General features: G+C 72.5%; 23 protein-coding genes. 18 read left to right on the forward strand and 5 right to left on the reverse strand.

What is annotated here, in order from left to right:
* Positions 1–42: 42 nt before the first annotated feature.
* From ACIRVK_RS04210 to ACIRVK_RS04235, 6 genes are all read left to right on the forward strand, one after another.
* A complete protein-coding gene (locus ACIRVK_RS04210) occupies positions 43–1,506 on the forward strand; it encodes an NAD(P)H-hydrate dehydratase (protein ID WP_404243726.1) in 1,464 nt (487 codons plus the stop codon).
* Positions 1,507–1,603: 97 nt separating this feature from the next.
* The gene (locus tag ACIRVK_RS04215; protein ID WP_404243728.1) at positions 1,604–2,500 is read left to right on the forward strand and encodes a L,D-transpeptidase family protein; all 897 of its coding nucleotides are present in this window, start codon (positions 1,604–1,606) and stop codon (positions 2,498–2,500) included.
* A gap of 45 nt (positions 2,501–2,545) precedes the next feature.
* Positions 2,546–3,715 carry an alanine racemase gene (gene alr, locus ACIRVK_RS04220; protein WP_404243730.1) on the forward strand — a complete coding sequence of 390 codons (1,170 nt, stop codon included), beginning with the start codon at positions 2,546–2,548 and terminating at the stop codon, positions 3,713–3,715.
* Between the two features lie 99 nt (positions 3,716–3,814).
* Positions 3,815–5,056 carry an alpha/beta fold hydrolase gene (locus tag ACIRVK_RS04225; RefSeq protein ID WP_404243732.1) on the forward strand — a complete coding sequence of 414 codons (1,242 nt, stop codon included), beginning with the start codon at positions 3,815–3,817 and terminating at the stop codon, positions 5,054–5,056.
* Positions 5,022–5,555 carry a tRNA (adenosine(37)-N6)-threonylcarbamoyltransferase complex ATPase subunit type 1 TsaE gene (gene tsaE / locus ACIRVK_RS04230; protein WP_404243734.1) on the forward strand — a complete coding sequence of 178 codons (534 nt, stop codon included), beginning with the start codon at positions 5,022–5,024 and terminating at the stop codon, positions 5,553–5,555. The genes ACIRVK_RS04225 and tsaE overlap by 35 nt, the downstream gene beginning before the upstream one ends.
* Positions 5,556–5,674: 119 nt before the next feature.
* A complete protein-coding gene (locus ACIRVK_RS04235) occupies positions 5,675–5,908 on the forward strand; it encodes a hypothetical protein (RefSeq protein WP_404243736.1) in 234 nt (77 codons plus the stop codon).
* A 6-nt stretch (positions 5,909–5,914) separates the two neighbouring features.
* On the opposite strand, the gene ACIRVK_RS04240 is transcribed toward ACIRVK_RS04235, so the two are convergent.
* The gene (locus ACIRVK_RS04240) at positions 5,915–6,469 is read right to left on the reverse strand and encodes a hypothetical protein (RefSeq protein ID WP_404243738.1); all 555 of its coding nucleotides are present in this window, start codon (positions 6,467–6,469) and stop codon (positions 5,915–5,917) included.
* Positions 6,470–6,582: 113 nt separating this feature from the next.
* Between ACIRVK_RS04240 and tsaB the strand changes: the two genes are divergently transcribed.
* From tsaB to ACIRVK_RS04260, 4 genes are read left to right on the forward strand one after another with little or no spacing between them, the layout of a single operon-like run.
* Positions 6,583–7,239 carry a tRNA (adenosine(37)-N6)-threonylcarbamoyltransferase complex dimerization subunit type 1 TsaB gene (gene tsaB, locus ACIRVK_RS04245; protein ID WP_404243740.1) on the forward strand — a complete coding sequence of 219 codons (657 nt, stop codon included), beginning with the start codon at positions 6,583–6,585 and terminating at the stop codon, positions 7,237–7,239.
* The gene (gene rimI, locus ACIRVK_RS04250; protein WP_404243742.1) at positions 7,236–7,766 is read left to right on the forward strand and encodes a ribosomal protein S18-alanine N-acetyltransferase; all 531 of its coding nucleotides are present in this window, start codon (positions 7,236–7,238) and stop codon (positions 7,764–7,766) included. Before tsaB ends, rimI begins: the two co-directional genes overlap by 4 nt.
* Positions 7,759–8,844: a tRNA (adenosine(37)-N6)-threonylcarbamoyltransferase complex transferase subunit TsaD gene (gene tsaD / locus ACIRVK_RS04255; protein ID WP_404243744.1), complete on the forward strand. Its 1,086-nt coding sequence runs from the start codon at positions 7,759–7,761 to the stop codon at positions 8,842–8,844. The genes rimI and tsaD overlap by 8 nt, the downstream gene beginning before the upstream one ends.
* Positions 8,841–9,098 carry a hypothetical protein gene (locus ACIRVK_RS04260; protein WP_404243746.1) on the forward strand — a complete coding sequence of 86 codons (258 nt, stop codon included), beginning with the start codon at positions 8,841–8,843 and terminating at the stop codon, positions 9,096–9,098. The genes tsaD and ACIRVK_RS04260 overlap by 4 nt, the downstream gene beginning before the upstream one ends.
* Positions 9,099–9,101: 3 nt before the next feature.
* Here ACIRVK_RS04260 and ACIRVK_RS04265 read toward each other — a convergent pair whose 3' ends face one another.
* Positions 9,102–11,405, reverse strand: a complete 2,304-nt coding sequence (locus tag ACIRVK_RS04265; protein WP_404243748.1) for a glycoside hydrolase family 3 N-terminal domain-containing protein — start codon at positions 11,403–11,405, stop codon at positions 9,102–9,104.
* Between the two features lie 130 nt (positions 11,406–11,535).
* Between ACIRVK_RS04265 and ACIRVK_RS04270 the strand changes: the two genes are divergently transcribed.
* The 4 genes from ACIRVK_RS04270 (at position 11,536) to ACIRVK_RS04285 (ending at position 15,604) form a co-directional block, all read left to right on the forward strand.
* Entirely contained in the window at positions 11,536–12,600 is a 1,065-nt protein-coding gene (locus ACIRVK_RS04270; RefSeq protein WP_404243750.1) for a LacI family DNA-binding transcriptional regulator, read from the forward strand.
* Positions 12,601–12,764: 164 nt separating this feature from the next.
* On the forward strand, positions 12,765–13,772 hold the full coding sequence (locus ACIRVK_RS04275; RefSeq protein ID WP_404243752.1) for an LCP family protein: 1,008 nt from the start codon (positions 12,765–12,767) through the stop codon (positions 13,770–13,772).
* Positions 13,773–13,893: 121 nt separating this feature from the next.
* The gene (locus ACIRVK_RS04280; RefSeq protein ID WP_404243754.1) at positions 13,894–14,250 is read left to right on the forward strand and encodes a YciI family protein; all 357 of its coding nucleotides are present in this window, start codon (positions 13,894–13,896) and stop codon (positions 14,248–14,250) included.
* Positions 14,251–14,293: 43 nt separating this feature from the next.
* Positions 14,294–15,604 (forward strand): RNA polymerase sigma factor, encoded by a 1,311-nt coding sequence (locus ACIRVK_RS04285; protein ID WP_404243756.1) that lies wholly within the window; start codon positions 14,294–14,296, stop codon positions 15,602–15,604.
* Here the strand turns inward: ACIRVK_RS04285 and ACIRVK_RS04290 are convergent, their stop codons facing one another.
* Positions 15,605–16,768 (reverse strand): methyltransferase domain-containing protein, encoded by a 1,164-nt coding sequence (locus ACIRVK_RS04290; protein ID WP_404243758.1) that lies wholly within the window; start codon positions 16,766–16,768, stop codon positions 15,605–15,607.
* A gap of 90 nt (positions 16,769–16,858) precedes the next feature.
* Between ACIRVK_RS04290 and ACIRVK_RS04295 the strand changes: the two genes are divergently transcribed.
* The 4 genes from ACIRVK_RS04295 to groL all read left to right on the forward strand — a co-directional run bounded on the left by ACIRVK_RS04295 (position 16,859) and on the right by groL (position 20,812).
* Positions 16,859–17,788: a polysaccharide deacetylase family protein gene (locus ACIRVK_RS04295; protein WP_404243913.1), complete on the forward strand. Its 930-nt coding sequence runs from the start codon at positions 16,859–16,861 to the stop codon at positions 17,786–17,788.
* On the forward strand, positions 17,785–18,540 hold the full coding sequence (locus tag ACIRVK_RS04300) for a hypothetical protein (RefSeq protein ID WP_404243760.1): 756 nt from the start codon (positions 17,785–17,787) through the stop codon (positions 18,538–18,540). The genes ACIRVK_RS04295 and ACIRVK_RS04300 overlap by 4 nt, the downstream gene beginning before the upstream one ends.
* Positions 18,541–18,754: 214 nt before the next feature.
* Entirely contained in the window at positions 18,755–19,063 is a 309-nt protein-coding gene (gene groES / locus ACIRVK_RS04305) for a co-chaperone GroES (RefSeq protein ID WP_003998759.1), read from the forward strand.
* Between the two features lie 123 nt (positions 19,064–19,186).
* Complete coding sequence (gene groL / locus ACIRVK_RS04310) at positions 19,187–20,812, forward strand: chaperonin GroEL (protein ID WP_404243762.1); 1,626 nt, start codon at positions 19,187–19,189, stop codon at positions 20,810–20,812.
* A gap of 56 nt (positions 20,813–20,868) precedes the next feature.
* Here the strand turns inward: groL and ACIRVK_RS04315 are convergent, their stop codons facing one another.
* Positions 20,869–21,576 (reverse strand): ester cyclase, encoded by a 708-nt coding sequence (locus tag ACIRVK_RS04315; protein ID WP_404243764.1) that lies wholly within the window; start codon positions 21,574–21,576, stop codon positions 20,869–20,871.
* Positions 21,577–21,655: 79 nt separating this feature from the next.
* Positions 21,656–22,429: an SDR family NAD(P)-dependent oxidoreductase gene (locus ACIRVK_RS04320; protein ID WP_404243766.1), complete on the reverse strand. Its 774-nt coding sequence runs from the start codon at positions 22,427–22,429 to the stop codon at positions 21,656–21,658.
* Between the last annotated feature and the right edge of the window lie 57 nt (positions 22,430–22,486).

A 22,486-nucleotide genomic window follows, 5' to 3' on the forward strand; every position in this document is an offset into this window, starting at 1 on the left:
CGGGGATGCGACCCGGGGTGCCGGCGAGGGAGACTCGTCCGCATGCGTACTGCCTACAGCGTGGAGACGGTCAGGAACGCCGAGCGGGAGCTCATGGCGCGGCTTCCCGAAGGGGCGTTGATGCAGCGGGCCGCGGCCGGGCTCGCCGCCGCCTGCGCCGAGATGCTCGGGCGGGTCTACGGCAGCCGCGTCGTGCTGCTCGTCGGGAGCGGCGACAACGGGGGCGACGCGTTGTACGCCGGCGCCCGGCTCGCCCGGCGCGGGGCAGGGGTCACGGCGCTGCTGCTGGCGCCCCAGCGGGCGCACGCCGGGGGGCTCGCGGCCTTGCGGCGGGCCGGGGGCCGTGCCGTCGACGTGAGTACCGGCAGCGCCGCGACGGCTGTCGGCGGTGGCGAAGAGGCTCTGCGCCGGGCCGATCTCGTCGTCGACGGGATCGTGGGGATCGGCGGTAAGGGCGGACTTCGGCCTGACGCTGCGCAGTTGGTCGGGATCGTCGCGGACGAGCGCGTTCCCGTCGTCGCCGTCGATCTGCCCAGTGGGGTCGATGCGGACAGTGGTGAGGTGCGGGGGGAGGCCGTTCGGGCCGATCTCACCGTGACCTTCGGGACGCACAAGCCCGGTCTGCTGATCGACCCCGCGCGCGACTACGCCGGGTCGGTCAGGCTCGTCGACATCGGCCTGCGGGACGTGCTCCCGGGCGAACCCGAACTGGAGGCGCTGCAGCACGCCGATGTGGCCGCGCTGCTGCCCGTGCCCGGCGCCGAGAGCGACAAGTACCGGCGCGGGGTCGTCGGGATCGCCGCCGGGTCCGCGCGCTACCCGGGGGCCGCCGTGCTCGCCGTGTCGGGGGCGCTGCGCGGCGGCGCGGGGGCCGTACGGTACGTCGGGCCCGCCGGGGACGCCGTCCTCGCACGGTTCCCCGAGACGCTGGTCTCGGACCAGGGGCCGGAGAAGGCGGGGCGCGTGCAGGCGTGGGTCGTGGGACCGGGCGCCGGGGACGACGCCGCGACCGTCGCCGAGGTGCTGGAGGCGGACGTACCCGTGCTCGTCGATGCGGACGGGCTGCGGCTGGCCGAGCGGGAGGCGGTACGAGGGCGTACGGCGCCGACGTTGATGACCCCGCACGCCGGGGAGGCCGCCGCGCTGCTCGGGGTGGCGCGGGAAGAGGTCGAGGGGGCGCGGCTCACCTCCGCGCGCGAACTCGCCGCCCGGTACGGCGCCACCGTCCTGCTCAAGGGCTCGACCACGCTGGTCGCCGACTCAGCGGGAGGGGCCGTACGGGTCAATGCGACGGGGACGGCCTGGCTCGCCACGGCGGGCAGCGGGGACGTGCTGTCGGGGCTGGCCGGGTCGTTGCTGGCTTCCGGGCTCAGCGCGTCGGACGCGGGAAGCGTCGCGGCGTACCTGCACGGTCTGGCCGGACGGTTCGCCGCGAACGGGGCGCCCGCCGGGGCACACGACGTGGCGGAGGCGATTCCGGCCGCCTGGCGCGACGTACGGGAGTGAAGGGCTGACCGCACGCAGGCCCGCCTGGCTCGTCGGAAAGGGTGACCCCGCCGCGCGCCACCTCCGTCTCGACATCCCTCCGCGTTTTTCTGACTGAATGATCAGAAGACGTATCGCATGCCGCGGCCTCGCCGTCCTGCTCGCCGCCGCCTCCGTCCTTCCCGCCGGCACGTCGGCGTTCGCCACACCGGCGCCGCCCCTGCCCGGCCCCCGTCCGGAACTCCAGCTCGTCCCGGGCGTGCCTCCGGGCCCCTCCCAGCCCTGGCAGATCGACACGCCCGACCAGATGCTCGCGCCGAAGGTGTACACGCCCACCGCACGGGAGGACGCCGTACGTCCCCGGGACGCCGCCCCGGGGACGTACGACCTGGTCGAGTACGTGCCGCTCGACGACGCCGTCCAGAAGGTCGCCTGCAGCAAGCAGACGGGGCCGTACCAGCGGGGGGTCGAGCGGTGGCTGAAGCTGAAGGTGGACGGGAAGCAGTCGGCCGCCGACTGCCGGGCGATCCGGGCGTTCCAGCTCCAGCACGGGATCAAGCCCGCCATCGGGTTCGCCGGGCCCGTCACCTGGGCCACCATGCAGCTCATCGGGGCGCGGAAGAACCCCAACGCAGCCGGGAGGTGTCCCGTGCGCGGCTACCGCGTCGCCTGCGTGGATCTCGACCGGCAGCTCACCTGGGTGCAGAAGGGGAGGAAGGTCGTCTTCGGGCCCGTCCCGATGCGGAGCGGGCGGGCCGGGAACCCGACCCGGACCGGGTGGTTCCGGATCTACTGGAAGCACAAGAACCACTGGTCCACGCTCTACAACCAGCCCATGCCCTATGCCCAGTTCTTCAGCGGCGGCGAGGCCTTCCACGCCGTCTACGGGAGCATCTACACCACCGTCGGGTCGTGGGGATGCGTCAACCTGCGGCTGGGGGACGCGCGGACGTTGTGGGGTGTGCTGAAGACCGGGGACCACGTGTACGTGTGGGGACGGCGGCCCGGCGCGTAGGCGTCCGCAGGGTCTGTCGGAGCCCTCTGAGACACTGGGGGCGCCATGACTGAGACAGCATCTTCCCCGACCGCGCCCCTGCGGGCCCGCGCCGAGATCGACCTGGCCGCGTTGCGCGCCAACGTGCGGGCCCTGCGCGCCCGCGCGCGCGGGGCGCAGCTCATGGCCGTGGTCAAGGCGGACGGGTACGGCCACGGCGCGGTGCCGTGCGCCCGCGCGGCCGTCGAGGCGGGGGCCGCCTGGCTGGGGACCGCCACGCCCGAAGAGGCCCTCGCGCTGCGGAAGGCGGGACTGGCGGGCCGGCTCATGTGCTGGCTGTGGACGCCGGGCGGGCCCTGGCGGGAGGCGGTCGAGGCCGACATCGACGTGTCGGTGAGCGGGATGTGGGCCCTGGAGGAGGTCAGCGCGGCGGCACGGGAGGCGGGGCTCCCCGCGCGCGTGCAGCTCAAGGCCGACACCGGGCTCGGCCGGAACGGCTGCCAGCCGGGCGAGGACTGGGCCGAGTTGGTCGCCGCCGCCCTGCGCGCCGAGGCCGACGGGCTCGTCCGGGTCACCGGGCTGTGGTCCCACTTCGCCTGCGCCGACGAACCCGGGCATCCCTCCATCGCCGCCCAGCTCACCCTCTTCCGGGAGATGACCGCGTACGCCGAGCAGCAGGGCGTCCGCCCCGAAGTACGGCACATCGCCAACTCGCCGGCCACGCTCACCCTCCCCGAGGCCCACTTCGACCTCGTACGGACCGGGATCGCGCTCTACGGCATCTCGCCGAGCCCCGAGGTCGGCACGCCCGCCGACTTCGGACTGCGGCCCGTGATGACGCTCGCGGCGAACATCGCCCTCGTGAAGCGTGTGCCAGGGGGTCACGGGGTCAGTTACGGGCATCACTACATCACCCCCGGCGCCACGACCCTCGGGCTCGTGCCGGTCGGGTACGCCGACGGGATCCCGCGGCACGCCTCCGGCACCGGGCCCGTCCTGGTCGACGGCAAGTGGCGGACGGTCGCGGGGCGGGTGGCGATGGACCAGTTCGTCGTCGACCTCGGCGGCGACGAGCCGCCGGTCGGCACGGAGGCGGTGCTGTTCGGGCCCGGTGACCGCGGTGAGCCCACCGCCGAGGACTGGGCGCAGGCCGCGGGCACCATCGCGTACGAGATCGTCACGCGCATCGGAACGCGCGTTCCCCGCGTCTACGTGAATGAGCAACAAGCGGGGTAACCGCACGGGGTGCACCCCGCCAAGGTCAGCAACAGCCCGTTCGACAGCAGCAGCATCACCCGACCCAGCGAAGAACAGTCCGGCGAAGAGGAGCGGTACGTGAGCGAGAGCAGTGCGGAGGCCGTCGCAGCCGTCGCCTCCGCCACGGGGGCGGCCGGCAACTGGCGCAGGGCCACCGGCATCGCGGGCGCCGCGATAGGCGTGGTCGCCGCGGGCGCCGCGGCGGGCGTCGCCATAGAGCGGCTCACGGTCGGCCGGGGCATGCGCAAGAAGGCCCGGCTGGCCCTCGACGCGACCGGGCCGTACGGCTCGCTGCGCGGCACGCCCGGCAAGGCGTACGCCGACGACGGCACGGAGCTGTACTACGAGGTCGACGACGTCGACCCCGACGCCGTGCCCGCGCTCGGCCCGCGCCGACGGCGGCTGTTCGGCCGCAAGGCGCCCGCTCCCGTCACCGTCGTCTTCAGCCACGGCTACTGCCTCAGCCAGGACTCCTGGCACTTCCAGCGCGCGGCACTGCGGGGTGTCGTACGGACCGTGCACTGGGACCAGCGCAGCCACGGGCGGTCCGGGCGCGGGGTGCGGCAGACGCAGGACGGGGTGCCGGTCGACATCGAGCAGCTGGGGCGGGACCTGAAGGCCGTCATCGACGCGACCGTGCCGGAGGGGCCGATCGTGCTGGTCGGGCACTCCATGGGCGGGATGACCGTGATGGCGTTCGCCGACCAGTACCCCGAGCTGGTGAGGGAACGGGTCGTCGCCACCGCCTTCGTCGGCACCTCGTCCGGGCGGCTCGGCGAGGTCAACTTCGGGCTGCCGGTGGCCGGCGTCAACGCGGTGCGGCGGATCCTCCCCGGAGTGCTGAAGGCGCTCGGGCAGCAGGCGGCGCTGGTGGAGAAGGGGCGCCGGGCCACCGCCGATCTGTTCGCCGGGATCATCAAGCGGTACTCGTTCGCCTCGAAGGACGTCGACCCGGCGATCGTGCGGTTCGCCGAACGGATGATCGAGGGCACCCCCATCGACGTGGTCGCCGAGTACTACCCGGCCTTCGACGACCACGACAAGACGGCTGCCCTGGCCCTCTTCACGGACATGCCGGTCCTGGTGCTGGCCGGGGTGCGCGACATGGTCACGCCCAGCGAGCACAGCGAGGCCATCGCCGACCTGCTTCCGGACGCCGAACTGGTGCTCGTGCCGGACGCCGGGCACCTGGTGATGCTGGAACACCCGGAAGTGGTCACCGACCGGCTGGCCGACCTCCTCACCCGTGCGGGTGCCGTGCCCGCAGGGGCTACCGTGGGTGGCTATGGAAGCACCAGCAGCACCGCACAACCCGGCTGAGACCGAGTCCTCCGTACCGTCCGTGGAGATCACCGTCACGTCCGCCGAGCAGATGCGGGACCTCGGCCGCCGGCTGGCCAAGCTGCTGCGCGCCGGTGACCTCGTGATGCTCAACGGGGAGCTCGGCGCCGGCAAGACGACGCTCACCCGGGGGCTCGGCGAGGGCCTTGGGGTGCGCGGGGCCGTCACCTCCCCTACCTTCGTGATCGCCCGGGTGCACCCGTCCCTGGGCGACGGGCCGCCCCTCGTGCACGTCGACGCCTACCGGCTCGCCGGCGGACTCGACGAGATGGAGGACCTCGACCTCGACGTCTCGCTGTCCGACTCGGTGATCGTCGTGGAGTGGGGCGAGGGCAAGGTCGAGGAGCTGACCGAGGACCGGCTGAACGTCGTCATCCACCGGGCCGTCGGGGACACCACGGACGAGGTTCGTCAGGTGACCGTCGCCGGGCTCGGTGAGCGGTGGACGGCGGTGGATCTCACCGTGCTGTCCGCGTGAACGTTCCGACAAGCCGTCGGCAAGATGTTGCGCTCAGGCTCTTGTCCGTGGTCACATGGTATCCAGCTCGTGGTTAGGTCTACCTAACCACGCCCGCCCCCGGTCCTCAGGAGGCGTCCATGTCGGCCACGGAACGATCGGTCGCGCAGCGAGCGGAGACGCTGCCGCGCGAGGTGCCCGAGGTGCCCGAGGTGCCCGAGGTGCCCGGGGCGCCCGGGGCGCCCGGGGTGTCGGGGGTGTCCATGCGGGATCTGCTGGCGTCGTGCGCCGCGGCGACCGCGATCTCCACCCCGCCGGGCCTGCCGGACCCGGGGACCCTGCGGCCCCCCGTACCGCACCGCGACGCGGCCTGAGGTCGCCTAGCGGATCACGACCACCTTCACGCCGATCGTTGCGAACTGCCACATCGCGTCGCCGTCCGCGCGGGACTCGCGGATGCCGCCGGTGCGGACCTCCGCGTCGGCCGTGGGCTTGCGCTGGCCCACCGCCGCGCTGAAGCCGACGGCCACGCCGTCCACGGCCGTGAAGCGGACGACGTGCTCGATGGGGGTGCCGTCGGTGCCGGTGACCGAGTTGGAGCGGGAGGTGACCGGGTAGGTGCCGGGCACCGGGTCGATGCTGCCCGGGGTGACCGTGAACGTACGGGTGACCCGCTCGTGTCCGTCGACCAGCCATACCCGGGCGCGGTCCACCGCGTACACGACCCGTTCACCCCTACCGGTCCCGGCGGGCAGGGCGGCGGGGTTCCTCGCCTCGCGGGTCGCCTTGTCGGCGGCCGCCCTGGCCGAGGCCGTCGGCCGCGGCTTGCCGAGGCCCGCCGGGACGGTCGCGGAGGCCTGGTAGGCGAGGAAACCGACACTCGCCACGGCCGCCGCGGTGAGGCCGAACACGAATCCGGAGCTGCCCTTTGCCACCGTCGCCCACCTGACCCATCGCCTCGTACGCCGCACTTGCGGCGACCGTAGCAGCCACCCCGCCCCCGACCCGGGCGGCAATGCCGCATCCCAATCCGCCGTACGCTGTTTGCGTGCTCTTGCTCGCTCTGGATACCGCCACCCCCGCCGTGACCGTCGCCCTGCACGACGGGACGGGCGTCATCGCCTCGTCGACCCAGGTCGACGCGCGCCGGCACGGGGAGCTGCTGCTGCCGGCCGTCGACCGGGTGCTCGCCGAGGCCGGGCTCCGGCTCGACGCCGTGACCGGCGTCGTCGTCGGGATCGGACCCGGCCCGTACACCGGGCTGCGGGTCGGTCTGATGACCGCGGACACCTTCGGGCTCGTCCTCGGTGTCCCCGTGCACGGCGTGTGCACGCTCGACGGGCTGGCCTACGCGGCCGACATCGAGACGGGCCCCTTCGTCGTGGCGACCGACGCCCGCCGCAAGGAGGTCTACTGGGCCAGGTACGCGGACTCCCGCACGCGGCTGACCGACCCGGCCGTCGACCGGCCCGCCGACATCGCGGACGAGGTGGCCGGGCTGCCGGCCGTCGGCGCGGGCGCGCTGCTGTACCCGGACACCTTCCCCGGCACGCACGAGCCCGAGCACGTCTCGGCGGCGGCGATGGCCTCCCTCGCGGCGGAGAGGCTCGCCAAGGGTGAGGAGCTGCCGGCGCCCCGGCCGTTGTACCTGCGCCGGCCGGACGCCCAGGTGCCCAAGAACTACAAGGTGGTCACCCCCAAGTGACCGACGCCGTGACTCCTCGACTGCGCGAGATGCGCTGGTGGGACATCGATCCCGTGCTGGAGCTGGAGAAGGAGCTGTTCCCGGAGGACACCTGGTCCCGGGGCATGTTCTGGTCCGAGCTCGCCCACGCGCGCGGAGCCGAGGCGACCCGCCGTTACGTGGTCGCCGAGGCCGGTGACCGGATCGTCGGCTACGCGGGCCTCGCCGCCTCCGGGGACCTCGCCGACATCCAGACCATCGCGGTCGCGAGCGACCACTGGGGCACCGGCCTCGGCGGGCGTCTGCTCGCCGAGCTGCTCCGGGCCGCCACCGCCTTCGAGTGCGGTGAGGTCATGCTGGAGTGCCGCATCGACAACATCCGCGCGCAGAAGCTGTACGAGCGCTTCGGCTTCGAGGCCATCGGGTTCCGGCGCGGCTACTACCAGCCGGGCAACGTGGACGCCCTCGTGATGCGCCTGACCGCGCCCTCCGACAGCGGCCCCGCCGCCGGTCCAACCTCCGAACAAGGAACCGAGATCCATGGCTGACGAACCCCTGGTCCTGGGGATCGAGACCTCCTGCGACGAGACCGGCGTCGGCATCGTGCGCGGCACCACCCTGCTGGCCGACGCCATCGCCTCCAGCGTCGACGAGCACGCCCGCTTCGGCGGTGTCGTCCCCGAGGTCGCCTCCCGCGCCCACCTCGAGGCGATGGTGCCGACGATCGACCGCGCGCTGAAGGAGGCGGGGGTGAGCGCCCGGGACCTGGACGGCGTCGCGGTCACCGCCGGCCCCGGCCTCGCCGGCGCCCTGCTGGTCGGCGTGTCGGCGGCGAAGGCGTACGCCTACGCGCTGGGCAAGCCCCTCTACGGCGTCAACCACCTCGCCTCGCACATCTGCGTCGACCAGCTCGAACACGGCGCGCTGCCCGAGCCGACGATGGCGCTGCTGGTGTCCGGTGGCCACTCGTCCCTGCTGCTGTCGACGGACATCACCGCCGACGTACGCCCCCTCGGCTCGACCATCGACGACGCGGCGGGCGAGGCCTTCGACAAGATCGCGCGCGTGCTGGACCTCGGTTTCCCGGGCGGTCCGGTCATCGACCGGTACGCACGCGAGGGCGACCCGGAGGCGATCGCGTTCCCGCGCGGCCTGACCGGCCCGCGCGACGCGGCGTACGACTTCTCCTTCTCCGGCCTGAAGACGGCGGTCGCCCGCTGGATCGAGGCGAAGCGGGCCGCGGGGGAGGAGGTGCCGGTGCGGGACGTGGCGGCCTCCTTCCAGGAGGCGGTCGTCGACGTGCTGACCCGCAAGGCCGTACGGGCCTGCAAGGACGAGGGCGTCGACCATCTGATGATCGGCGGTGGCGTCGCCGCCAACTCCCGGCTGCGGGCGCTGGCCCAGGAGCGGTGCGAGGCGGCCGGGATCCGGCTCCGGGTGCCGCGGCCGAAGCTGTGCACGGACAACGGGGCGATGGTGGCGGCACTCGGCGCGGAGATGGTCGCGCGCAACCGCGCCGCCTCCGGCTGGGACCTGTCGGCGGACTCCTCCCTGCCGGTGACGGACCCGCACGTCCCCGGGCACGACCACGTCCACGAGGTCAGCAAGGAGAACCTCTACTCGTGACGGTCGCCCTGATGTGGGAGGCCCGGGCGGCCGAGGGCCGCGGCGCGGAACTGCTCGCCTGGGCACGGGCCCAGGAGCTGCCGGTTCCGCCCGTACGCCGGGAGACCTTCCGGGCCCCGCAGGACCGGGTCCTCGTCATCACGTGGTGGGACGCCCCGTACGACGCCGAACTCCCCGAACTCCCCGAGCCGGAGGGGGAGTTGGTCAGCCGGGCGGTGCATCGGTGGCGGTTCGAGTCGGTGCGGGAGGACTGACCGTCAGTTCAGCTTCCGGGCCTCCGTCTCGCACGTCAGTCGCCGGTCGGGGCCGAGTTCGCGGACCGGTCCCGTGAGGGTCAGGTGGGCCGTGTGGCGTACGTCCGCGCTCGATGCCGCCAGGCGTAGTTCCAGGGCGCCCGGTTCGACCACCCTGGTGCCGGTGCGGTTCGTGAAGGCGGACAGGTCCGCGTGGAAGTGGAAGGTCACGCGGGTCGACTCGCCGGGGGCCAGGTCCAGGCGTTGGTAGCCGATCAGGCGTACGTCCGGGCGGGTCACGCTTGCCACCGGGTCGTGCAGGTAGAGCTGGACGACCTCGGTGCCGGGCCGGTCGCCGGTGTTGCGGACGGTCGCCGAGAGGTCGTACGAGCCGTCCGTCGTGATCTCCGCGCCCGTGGAGTCGGACTCCCAGGTGAACGTCGTGTACGAGCGGCCGTGGCCGAAGGGGTACAGCGGGGTCGGGTCCAGGTTGCTGACCTCGTCCGCGAGGCCCAGCGGGGGCTGGAGGTAGGTCCAGGGCTGGCCGCCCGGTACCTGCGGGACGCTGACCGGGAGGCGGCCCGAGGGGTTGACGCGGCCCGACAGCACGCCCGCCACCGCCGGGCCGCCCTCCTCCCCCGGGAAGAACGCCTGGACGACCGCGCCCAGGCGTCCGTGCCAGCGGCCCAGCGCGTACGGGCGGCCGGTCAGGAGGACGAGGATCACGGGGACGCCCGTCGACACCAGGGCGTCCAGCAGTTCGCCCTGGACGCCGGGCAGGCGCAGGTCGGTCACGTCGCAGCCCTCGCCCGACGTGCCCCGGCCGAACAGGCCCGCCCGGTCGCCCAGGACCGCCACGCACACGTCCGCCTCCGCGGCCCGCGCCACCGCCTCCTCGAAGCCGGAGGTGTCGGGGTCCGACACCCCGCAGCCCTCGGCGAACGTCACCTTGGCGTCCGGAAGTTCGGTGCGCAGCGAGTCGAGGACGGTGGGGATGTCGATGCCCATCGGCACCTCGGGGTGCCGGGGCAGGACGTGGGAGGGGAAGGAGTAGCAGCCGAGCATGGCGAGGGCGTCGGCGGCGCGCGGGCCGACCACCGCGACCCGGGTGTCGGGGGCCAGCGGCAGCAGGCCGTCGGGGTTGTCCAGCAGGACCACCGACTCCTCGGCCAGCCGGCGGGCCAGCGTTCGGTTCGCGGCCGAGTCGAGGTTCAGGGGTTCCTTGGGTTCCGGATCCCAGTCCTCGTCCAGCAGGCCCAGCTCGCACTTCTGCAGCAGCACCCGGCGGGCCGCGCGGTCGACCAGCGCCTCGGGGACGTCTCCCGCCCGCACCGCGTCGAGCAGCGGCCTGCCGTAACACTTGAGCGTCGGGAGCTCCACGTCGATGCCGGCCTCCAGCGCCGCGTGCGCCGCCTCGGCGGGGGAGCCCGCGACCCGGTGCAGGGTCTCGAGGAACCCGATGCCGAAGTAGTCCGCGACCACCGTCCCCGTGAACCCCCAGAGCTCCCGCAGGAGTTCGGTCAGCAGCCCGGGGTCCGCGGAGGCCGGGACACCGTCCGTGTCGTTGTACGCGGCCATCACCGACCGCGCCCCGCCCTCGCGCAGCGCGAACTCGAAGGGCGGCAGTGTGATGTCCGCGAACTCCCGCACGCCCGCCCGCACCGGCGCGAGATTGCGGGCCCCGGCGGAGGACGCGTACCCGGCGAAGTGCTTGAGCGTCGCGACCACACCCGCGGACTCCAGGCCCCGCACATAGGCCGCCCCGATCGTGCCCACCAGGTACGGGTCCTCGCCGATCGTCTCCTCGACCCGTCCCCACCGCGGATCGCGTACGACGTCCAGGACCGGCGCCAGCCCCTGGTGCACGCCGGCGGCCCGCAGGTCACGTCCGATGGCGCGGGCCATCTCCTCGACCAGGCCCGCGTCGAAGCTCGCTCCCCAGGCCAGCGGCACCGGGTAGGCGGTGGCGCCCCAGGCCGTGAAGCCGGCCAGGCACTCCTCGTGGGCGACGGCGGGGATGCCGAAGCGGCCCGCCGCCGCGATACGGCGCTGGGCGCGGGCCAGTGCCTGCGCGCCCAGCGCCGGGTCCACGGGGGCGGTGCCGTAGGAGCGGGTGAGCTGGCCGAGGCCGTGGGTGATCAGTTCGTCCCAGTCATAGTCGGCGGTCATCTCGGACTGCAGCGGGGCGACTCCGTCGCCGTCCGTGGCGGCGCCCACCCACACGCCGTAGAGCTGGGCGGTCTTCTCCTCCAGGGTCATCCGGGAGAGGAGGTCGTCGACGCGGGAGGCGGCGGGCAGGGCGGGGTCACGCCAAGGCGCGGTGGTCATGAAACTCCTGCTCTGGTCGAGTCGGGACGAGCCCTCTCACGAATGTTTCGCTTTTCATCTCGAATGTTCCGGGAACCTAGGCCGGTCGCAAGGGTTCGTCAAGAGGGGGCGCAGGGATACGATCGCCGCCATGACGCCTCCGGAGCCCGTTGAGACGCGGACGACAAGCCCGACGACAGGCCGGTCCTCGCAGACCGCGACCCTCGCCGAGATCGCCCGCGAGGCCGGCGTGTCCGCGCCGACAGTTTCGAAGGTCCTCAACGGCCGGGCCGACGTCGCCCCGGCCACCCGCGGGCGCGTGGAGGAACTGCTGCGCGCGCACGGCTACCGGCGCAGGCGGGCGGAGGCCAGCCGGTCGCCGCTCATCGACCTGGTCTTCCACGAGCTGGAGAGCGCCTGGGCGATGGAGGTCATCCGGGGCGTGGAGAACGTGGCCCGGGACGCCGGGCTGAGCGTCGTGCTGAGTGAGAGCGCCGGGCGGCTGACCCCGGGGCGGACCTGGGCGGACCAGGTCGCCGCCCGCAGGCCGCACGGGGTGATCCTGGTCCTCTCCGGCCTCGACGAGTCCCAGCGGGCGCTGCTGACCAGCCGTTCCATCCCGTTCGTGGTGATGGACCCGGCGGGCGACCCGGGCGTCGACGTCCCCTCCATCGGCGCCACCAACTGGCAGGGCGGCCTCGCCGCCACCCGGCACCTCGTCGAACTCGGCCACACCCGTATCGGCGCCATAACGGGTCCGTCCCGCATGATGTGCAGCCGCGCCCGCGTGGACGGCTACCGCGCGGCCCTGGAGACCGCCGGGCTCCCGGTCGACCCCTCGCTCGTCGCGTCCGGCGACTTCCACCACGAGGCCGGCTACCGCCAGGGCCTTGAGCTGCTGCGCCGCCCGGAGCGGCCCACCGCCGTCTTCGCCCTCAACGACCTCCAGGCCCTCGGCCTGTACGAGGCCGCCCGCGAGCTCGGGCTGCGCATCCCGGAGGACCTGAGCGTGGTCGGCTTCGACGATCTGCCGGTCGCCCGCTGGGTGGGGCCGCCGCTGACGACCGTCCGGCAGCCGCTGACGGAGATGGCCGAGGCGGCGGCCAAGCTGGTGCTGGACCTGGGGCGGGAGGACCAGGCGCCGGTGGCGACGCGGGTGGAGCTGGCGACGAGCCTGGTGGTGCGCAGCAGCACGGGAGCGCCCCCGGCGGCTTAGCGGATGACCCGAAGTCAATCGGTTACCCGGCCGAAACTTTCGAAGGTCCGGCCCGACTCCCGACGGTGACCCTGGGCTGAGGAAACCTGAGATTTTCCGAAGAAAGCCGTCTCGCGCGGTCAGCGCTAACACTCTCCTCATATTTCGGACGTACGTTCCTGTCCGTGACGCGATCGAAGGTACTGAAGGTCGCCGGCCTCACCCTGGCGGGTCTGCTGGTGCTGGGAGCGGGGGCCGCGGGGTGGGCGTACTGGCACCTCGACAGCAACATCAAGAGCGTCGACATCAACCAGGCGCTGGGCGACGACCGCCCGGCCGAGGGGGTGCGGACGCCGTCCGCCGGGGTCTCGGAGTCCCCCCTGCCCACCGGCTCCGTGAACATCCTCGTCCTGGGCTCCGACTCCCGCAGCGGCCAGGAGAACCAGGCGCTCGGCGGGGGCAGCAGCACCGGGGCCCGCTCCGACACGGCGATGGTGGTGCACATCGACGCGGGCCGGAAGACGGCGACGATCGTCAGCATCCCGCGCGACACGCTCGTCACCCGCCCGTCCTGCCCGCTGAAGTCGGGCGGGTCGACGGCGGTGGCGTACAACTCGATGTTCAACAGCGCCTACGAGGTGGGCGGCCCGGTGTGCGCGGTCAAGACGGTCGAGTCGATCACCGACGTCCGCATGGACCACTACGTCGAGATCGACTTCGCCGGGTTCGCGAAGCTGGTGAACGCGCTGGGCGGGGTCACCGTCACCACCGACCAGAACATCGACGACAACGACAGCCACCTGCACCTCGCGGCCGGCACCCACCACCTCGACGGCACGCAGGCCCTCGCCCTCGCCCGCACCCGGCACGGCATAGGCGACGGCAGCGACCTCGGCCGGATAGGCCTCCAACAGAAGCTGGTCAAAGCCCTGCTGACACAGATCTCCTCGACGAACCTCCTCACCGACCCGGCCCGGCTCTACTCCGTCGCCGACGCCCTGACCGGCAGCCTCACCACCGACACGGGCCTGGACTCCATCAGCGAACTGGTGAGCTTCGGCCGCAGCGTGCAGGGCCTGTCCGCGCAGAACGTCAGGACCGTGATGATGCCGGTGGTCATCGCCCCTTCCGACGCCAACCGGGTGGTGGCGAAGGAACCGGCGGCGAGCCGACTGTGGGCCTCGCTGCGCTGACCTCGCCGCCGGAAAAAAACTTCGAGGATTTCCGGCGCGCCTGTCGATCCGCCCGTCCCTCGATCGACGCACTGGTGAGAGGCCGGGAAGGACCCGGCCCGCGACCCACCGAGGAGTCACCATGCCGCGCTACCTGTCGATCGTCCGCGTCGACGAGACCACCGCACCGCCCGAGGGCCCGAGCCCCGAGCTGATGCAGCGGATGGGGGAGCTGATCGAGGAGATCACCAAGGCCGGCGTCATGCTGGACACCGCCGGGCTGACCCCGCACAGCCAGGGCAAGCGGGTGCACTGGGAGGGCGGCGAACTCACCGTCACCGACGGGCCGTTCACGGAGTCCAAGGAGGTGATCGGCGGCTACGCCATCACCCAGTGCAAGGACCTCGACGAGGCCGTCGAGTGGACCAAGCGGTTCGTGAAGGTCCACGAGGACTACTGGACCGTGACCTGCGAGGTGCGGGAGATCGCCGAGGGCTGAGAGTTCTTGGCTCGTGCCCGTGCGGGGTGTTCGATGGTGGGTTGTGGAACCGCAGCCCACCCCCGTCACCCCGCCGGACCCCTCGGCGCACGCCATCGAGACCGTCTTCCGCCTGCAGTCCCCGCGCATCATCGCCGGCGTCACCCGCATCGTCCGAGACGTGGGCATCGCGGAGGAACTCGCCCAGGACGCGCTGGTCGCCGCGCTCGAGCAGTGGCCGCGAGACGGGGTGCCGGACAACCCGGGCGCCTGGCTCATGGCCACCGCCCGCCACCGCGCCGTCGACCTGATCCGGCGCCGGGAGAACTACGCCCGCAAGCTGGCGGAGATCGGCCGCGACCTGGAGACGGCCGCGCAGCCGGAGGAGCCCGCCGACCCCGAGGACATCGACGACGACCTGCTGCGCCTGGTCTTCACCGCCTGCCACCCCGTCCTGTCCGCCGCGGCGCGCACCGCCCTCACCCTGCGCCTGCTCGGCGGCCTGACCACGGCCGAGATCGCCCGCGCCTTCCTCGTCCCCGAACCGACCGTCGCCCAGCGCATCGTCCGCGCCAAACGCACCCTCGCCACGAGGAACGCCGCCTTCGAGGTGCCGTACGGGCCGGAGCGCGAGGCCCGGCTGGGCTCGGTCCTCGACGTCATCTACCTGATCTTCAACGAGGGGTACGCCGCCACGGCCGGCGACGACTGGCTGCGCCCGGGGCTGTGCGAGGACGCGCTGCGGCTGGCCCGCGTGCTGTCGTCGCTGATGCCGAAGGAGCCGGAGGTGCACGCCCTGACCTCCCTGCTGGAGTTCCAGGCCTCCCGCGCCGCCGCCCGCACCGGCCCGGACGGCGAGCCCGTGCTGCTGAGGGACCAGAACCGGCGCCGCTGGAACCGTATGCTCATCGCCCGCGGCATCGCGGCCCTGCACCGCGCCGAGGCCGCCTCCTCCACTCTCGGCTCCGCTCGAGCGGGGGGACCCCCATCCGGCGCTCCGGGCCCCTACGCCCTCCAGGCCGCCATCGCCGCCTGCCACGCGCACGCTTACACCTACGAGGAGACCGACTGGGCGTCCATCGCCACCCTGTACGGCCTGCTCGCCGCCCGGGCCCCCTCGCCGGTCGTGGAACTCAACCGCGCGGTCGCCGTGTCGATGGCGCAGGGGCCGGCCGAGGGCCTGGCGATCGTCGACGCCCTCGCCGCGGAGCCCGCCCTCAGCGACTACCACCTGCTCCCCAGCGTGCGCGGCGACCTGCTGGAGCGGCTGGGGCGTACGACGGAGGCGCGCGCCGAGTTCGCCCGCGCGGCGGAACTGACCCGCAACGAACGCGAGCGGGAGCTGCTGCTGCGGCGGGCGGGGGAGTCCTCCTGATCAGGCGGGGTGCCCGAGGAGCATCGTCGGGGCACCGGCCACCCGGGTCAGGAACACGGTCGCCGAGTGGGGGCCGCTCGGCTTGACCTTCTTGCGGAGTTCCTCCGGCTCCACGGCCGACCCGCGCTTCTTCACGGTCAGCGTCCCGACCTCGCGTTCCCGCAGCAGCGCCTTCAACTTCTTCACGTTGAAGGGGAGTTGGCCGGTGATCTCGTAGGCGGTGGCGTACGGGGTGGGGAGGAGGGCGTCGGAGGTGACGTACGCGATGGTGGCGTCGACCAGCCCGCCGTCCAGCTCCTCGGCCACCTCGGCGACCAGATGGGCGCGGATGACGGCGCCGTCTGGTTCGTACAGGTAACGGCCCACGGGGCGGACCGCCGGGTCGGGGAGTCCCTTGCCGAGCAAGGTGCGCGGACCCGGCAGCAGGGTGGCCCGGACGGCTCCGGGCCGCGTCCCGAACCACAGCACCGCTTCCTTGACGTCCCCGCCGTCCGAGACCCACTCGGCCTCGGCGTCCTCGGGTACGGCCTCGTGCGGGATGCCGGGGGCGACCTTCAGGGCGGCCGCCAGTGACGCCTTGCGGGCCGCCTCGACCGCCCAGGACAGCGGCGGCGAGTAGGCCTCCGGGTCGAAGATCCGGCCGCGGCCGCCCCGCCGCGCCGGGTCGACGAACACGGCGTCGTGGCCGGCCGTGTCCACCTCCGTGACGTCGGCCTCCCGCACCTCGATCAGGTCCGCCAGCCCCAGCGCCCGGGCGTTCGCCCGCGCCACGGTCACCGTGAGCGGGTCCCGGTCGACGGCCAGCACCCTGATCCCGGCCCGGGCGAGCGCGATCGCGTCCCCGCCGATCCCGCAGCACAGGTCGGCGACCGACCGTACCCCCAGGGCCCGGAAGCACTCCGCCCGGTATGCCGCCACACTCGCCCGCGTCGACTGCTCCACCCCGTTCGGCGTGAAGAACATCCGCTGCGCGTCCTCGGCGCCGAACTTCGCCGCCGCCCGCTGCCGCAGCCGTGCCTGCCCGAGGGCCGCCGAGACCAGGTCGGCGGGGTGCTCGCGGCGCAGCCGCGTGGCCACGGCGAGCTCGTCGGCCGGGGCGGTGCCGCGCACCTCGTCGAGGAGGGCGCTGCCTTCAGGGGTGAGGAGGAGGGCGAGGTCGTTCACCGGGTCATTGTGGGCCAGTCGGTGGACGGTGCGCCCGCGCACGCGGTGTCGGCCCGGGATCGGGTTTCCGGCCTGGGAGGATCCGGCACCATGCGAGTAGTAGGACAAAACGATAAAAACGGGGCGTCCCGGAGGTTGCGAGTCCGTGGCGGAATCGCCGTGCTCGCCGTCGCCGCCATCGCCTCCGGCTGCGCGACGGGCTCCGGCCCCGACGTGGACCCCGCCCACGGCCAGCAGCCCACCAAGGCGGCCGAGGCCCGGGCCCTGGACTCGTACGCCACGAAGCTGCGCGCGGCCCGCGCCGCACGGGCCCTCGCCGCGCGGCACTGGGGGCTGCGGCAGGTGCCCCTCATGGCCCCGCCGGCACCGGTCACCAAGCCCAGGATCACCGCCCGCAAGGGCTTCGAGGTGGACGAGCAGGAGGAGCTGGGCCTCCCGCCGGTGTTCACCACCGTGCCCACCCGGCAGAAGGTCGTCTTCCTCACCATCGACGACGGCGCCGAGAAGGACCCGGCGTTCCTGCGGATGATGAGCGACCTGAAGATCCCCTACACCGCGTTCCTCACCAACTTCCTGATCAAGAACGACTACGGGTACTTCCGCAGGATGCAGTCCGAGGGGGTCACGCTCAACAACCACACCCTCACCCACCCCTACCTGCCAGGGCTGTCGTACGCGGAGCAGCGGCACGAGATCTGCGGCATGCAGCAGATCATGAAGAAGGAGTTCGGCAGGGCGCCGACCGTCTTCCGGCCGCCGTACGGCAACTACAACCAGGACACCCTGCGGGCCGCGAAGTCCTGCGGCATCAGGTACGCCCCGATCTGGGACGAGGAGGTCTACGTCGACCACTGGGAGTTCCGCGAGGACGACCAGGACCTGCACCCCGGCGACATCGTGCTGACCCACTTCCGGGGCCGTGACGAATGGAAGGGCACGATGGTCGACGACATGCGGCGCTTCCTGAACAGGGTCACCGCCGAGGGATACGCGGTGGCCCGCCTGGAGGACTACCTGTGAGGGTCCGCCCCCTGGCGGCCGCCGCCCTGGCTCTGGCCCTCCTCACCGGCTGCGCCCAGTCCGTCGACCCCATCGAACGGCTCGGCCGGAAGGCGGCCCAGGAGGTACGGCCGCACGTGTACGCGGCCCGCCCCGTGCGGTCGTACCGCCGCTGGGGCCTCCCGGCCCCGCTGCCCCGCGCCCCGAGACCCACCCCCGCCCCGGCTCCCCGCCCGACGGGCACCGCTCTGCCGCCGGTGGTCACCCGCGTCCCCACCCACGACCCGGTCGTCTTCCTCACCTACGACGACACCGCCGAGCGGGACCCGCGCTTCGGCGCCATGGTCCGCGAACTCCGGCTGCCGGTCAGCGTGTTCCCGGCCGACGCGGGCAACGGTCACCCCGCGCGCCCCCGGCCGGCCCGCACCGCCCTGCGCGGCCTGCCCCACGCCCGCCGGCGCGCCGGGATCTGCGGCCGGCGAGGCGGACTCCCCTCCCGCCTGCTCCGCCCGCCCCACGGCGCGTACGACACCGACACGCTCCGCGCGGCCGCCGACTGTGGGGTGACGGCACTGGTCCTGTGGCGCGCGACGATGACAGCCGCGGGCCGCCTGACCTACCGGCACGGCGTCCACCGTCTGTGCCCGGGCGACATCGTCTCCGTCGCCCCGGACGACGGAAGGGGCCCGTCCCTCACCCGGCGGACGTCGGGGCTGCTGGCGAAGGTGGAGGAACGGGGGCTGACGGTGGGCCGTCTGGAGGACTATCTCTGACCGGCGCCGACGGGCGAATCCGGAGCGGTCAGCGCGTCGAATTAGCAGTCCGCTTGACCGAGTGCTAATCGCGGTCATAGTCTCGGCTCTGGCACTCGGCAGATGAGAGTGCCAACCACGCGACGGGCAGGTCCGGCACCCGCGACGACGGATCCACCTGGTCGCCACCTCAGACAGTTAACCCCGTGAGATCTCCGAAGGGGGAGGTCGGATCGTGACGACCACCAGCTCCAAGGTTGCCATCAAGCCGCTCGAGGACCGCATCGTGGTCCAGCCGCTCGACGCCGAGCAGACCACCGCCTCTGGCCTGGTCATCCCGGACACCGCCAAGGAGAAGCCCCAGGAGGGCGTCGTCCTGGCCGTGGGCCCGGGCCGCTTCGAGAACGGCGAGCGCCTGCCGCTCGACGTCAAGACCGGCGACATCGTGCTGTACAGCAAGTACGGCGGCACCGAGGTGAAGTACAACGGCGAGGAGTACCTCGTCCTCTCGGCTCGCGACGTGCTCGCGATCATCGAGAAGTAACCCCACCTCGAAGCACCTTTCTGCTTCCAGCTGCGCCCCTGGCCCCCGCGACCACACAGAAGCCGGGCGCCCGGGGCGCAGTGTCTTTTTGAACCCACAGATTCCGAGAGGGCTCCCGCTGTCATGGCGAAGATCCTGAAGTTCGACGAGGACGCCCGTCGCGCCCTCGAGCGCGGCGTCAACAAGCTGGCCGACACGGTCAAGGTGACGATCGGCCCCAAGGGCCGCAACGTCGTCATCGACAAGAAGTTCGGCGCGCCCACCATCACCAACGACGGTGTCACCATCGCCCGCGAGGTCGAGGTCGAGGACCCGTACGAGAACCTCGGCGCCCAGCTGGTGAAGGAGGTGGCGACCAAGACCAACGACATCGCGGGTGACGGCACCACCACCGCCACCGTGCTCGCCCAGGCGCTGGTCCGCGAGGGCCTGAAGAACGTCGCCGCCGGCGCCTCCCCGGCCGCCCTGAAGAAGGGCATCGACGCCGCGGTCAAGGCCGTCTCGGACGACCTGCTCGCCTCGGCCCGCCCGATCGACGAGAAGTCCGACATCGCCGCCGTCGCCGCGCTGTCCGCCCAGGACCAGCAGGTCGGCGAGCTCATCGCCGAGGCGATGGACAAGGTCGGCAAGGACGGTGTCATCACCGTCGAGGAGTCCAACACCTTCGGTCTGGAGCTGGACTTCACCGAGGGCATGGCCTTCGACAAGGGCTACCTGTCGCCGTACTTCGTGACGGACCAGGAGCGCATGGAGGCCGTCCTCGACGAGCCCTACATCCTCATCACGCAGGGCAAGATCTCCTCGATCGCCGACCTGCTGCCGCTGCTGGAGAAGGTCATCCAGGCCAACTCCTCCAAGCCGCTGCTGATCATCGCCGAGGACGTCGAGGGCGAGGCCCTCTCCACGCTGGTCGTCAACAAGATCCGCGGCACCTTCAACGCGGTCGCGGTCAAGGCCCCCGGCTTCGGCGACCGCCGCAAGGCGATGCTGCAGGACATGGCGGTCCTCACCGGCGCCACGGTCATCTCCGAGGAGGTCGGCCTCAAGCTCGACCAGGTCGGCCTGGACGTGCTGGGCTCCGCCCGCCGCGTCACCGTCACCAAGGACGACACCACCATCGTGGACGGCGCCGGCAACTCCGCGGACGTCCAGGGCCGCGTCGCCCAGATCAAGGCCGAGATCGAGAACACCGACTCCGACTGGGACCGCGAGAAGCTCCAGGAGCGCCTCGCGAAGCTGGCCGGCGGCGTGTGCGTGATCAAGGTCGGCGCCGCCACCGAGGTGGAGCTGAAGGAGAAGAAGCACCGTCTGGAGGACGCCATCTCCGCGACCCGCGCCGCGGTCGAGGAGGGCATCGTCTCCGGTGGTGGCTCCGCTCTGGTCCACGCCGCCAAGGTGCTCGAGGGCGGCCTCGGCAAGACCGGCGACGAGGCCACCGGTGTCGCCGTCGTGCGCCGCGCGGTCGTCGAGCCGCTGCGCTGGATCGCCGAGAACGCGGGCCTCGAGGGCTACGTCATCACCTCCAAGGTCGCCGAGCTCGACAAGGGCCAGGGCTTCAACGCCGCGACCGGCGAGTACGGCGACCTGGTCAAGGCCGGCGTCATCGACCCGGTCAAGGTCACCCGCTCCGCCCTGGAGAACGCCGCCTCCATCGCCTCCCTCCTCCTGACGACCGAGACCCTGGTCGTCGAGAAGAAGGAAGAGGAGGAGCCGGCGGCCGCGGGCCACGGCCACGGTCACTCCCACTGACGTACGTCAGCACGAAGGCCCGGCACCCCTCGGGGTGCCGGGCCTTCGGCGTGCCGCTACTGCTCCAGCGCGTCCAGCGCGCCCAACTGCGCCATCAGCCCCAGCCGGTCGTACTGCCACCAGCCCTCGACGATCTTCCCGTGCTCACCGAACCGGAAGACGGTCGTGCCGGTCATGACGACCTTCCGCCCGCTGGCCGGGATCCCCATGAACTCGCCCTTGTGGGTCGCGTTCCCGGTCCACCGCGTGCACACGCGGTCGCCTTCGCAGATCTGGTCCTCGATGGTGAACGTCATGGCGAAGCCGCCGCGCCACATCTCCATCTCGCGCCGCACGGCGTCCATGCCGATGGTGTCCTGCTCGTTGGCGGGATCGTGATCGTGGTAGTCCTCGTCGAACAGGTCGTTGAGCGGGGGCAGCTCGCCCCGGCCGGCCATCGTGTCGAAGAAGCGCCGCGCGGTGGCCGCGTTCAACTGGTCGTCCCGCACCACGTCCAGGTCCGTGAACGTCGGCATCTCCTCGCAGAGAGCCACCATCTCCTGGAAGATCCTGTCCGTCTCCGGCATGTTCGAGTTCCGCATCGCCTCCTCGTACGACGGGAACTCCACGATCTCGATGAAGTGCGACGCGTCCGCGTGGTCCTTCCCCACCACCGCGTGCGTCGCCGTCCGCTTCCCCCTGGTCTGCTCGACCCATGTGTCCATCAGCCGGTTCATGTCGTCGAAACGGCTGGTCCTGCAGTCGATGATCTGAACGAAGGTCATGGTGGTGCCTCCGGCCACTCGGGTCCGGTTGAACACCCCCATTCTCTGCCCGCCGGCGTCATCGGGCCATGCCGGAGCCCTACTGCGGCCCGTACTTCCGCCCCGTCCGCGAGGTGATCCCGCCCAGCAGCGCCCTCGGCGTCACCTTCACGATCCCCATCAGGGCCTTGTAGCGGGGGTCCGGAATCGAGAGGGACTTGCCCCGGGCCAGGTCGCCGAGTGCCGCCGCGACCAGTTTGTCCGCGTCGAGCCACATCCAGCCGGGGATGTTGTCCGTGCCCATCCCGGCCCGCTCGTGGAACTCGGTGCGGACGAAGCCCGGACAGAGGGCCATCAGGCGCACTCCGCTTCCGGCCAGGTCCTTCGCCGCGCCCTGCGTGAACTGCACGACCCACGCCTTGGACGCGCCGTACGTGCCCCGGGGGACGAAGGCCGCCACCGACGCGACGTTGACGACCCCGCCGCGGCCGCGCTCGCGCATCGCCTCCGTCGCCGTCGCCGTCAGCCGGAGCACCGCCTCGCAGTGCACCTTGAGCATCTTCAGCTCGTCGGCCATCGGGACGTCGAGGAAGTGGCCCTTGTTGCCGAAGCCCGCGTTGTTGATCAGCAGGTCGACGGGGTTCCGGCGGTCGCCGAGGCGGGCGGCGACCGTGTCGATTCCGTCGTCGGTGGACAGGTCCGCCGTCAGGACCTCCGCCTCGACGGCGTGCCGGTCGTGGAGCTCCGTCGCCTGTTCCGTGAGCCGCTTCGTGTCGCGGGCGACGAGCACCAGGTTGTGCCCGTCCGCCGCCAGCCGCCGCGCGAAGGCGGCGCCGATGCCCGCGGTCGATCCCGTAATCAGAGCCGTTGTCATGGCCCAAGGGTAGTGAGCCGGAGGGCGCGCATCCGATCTCTGCACACGGCCCGACGG

The sequence above is a fragment of the Streptomyces sp. NPDC101152 genome, from assembly GCF_044768275.1.
GTDB lineage: Bacteria > Actinomycetota > Actinomycetes > Streptomycetales > Streptomycetaceae > Streptomyces.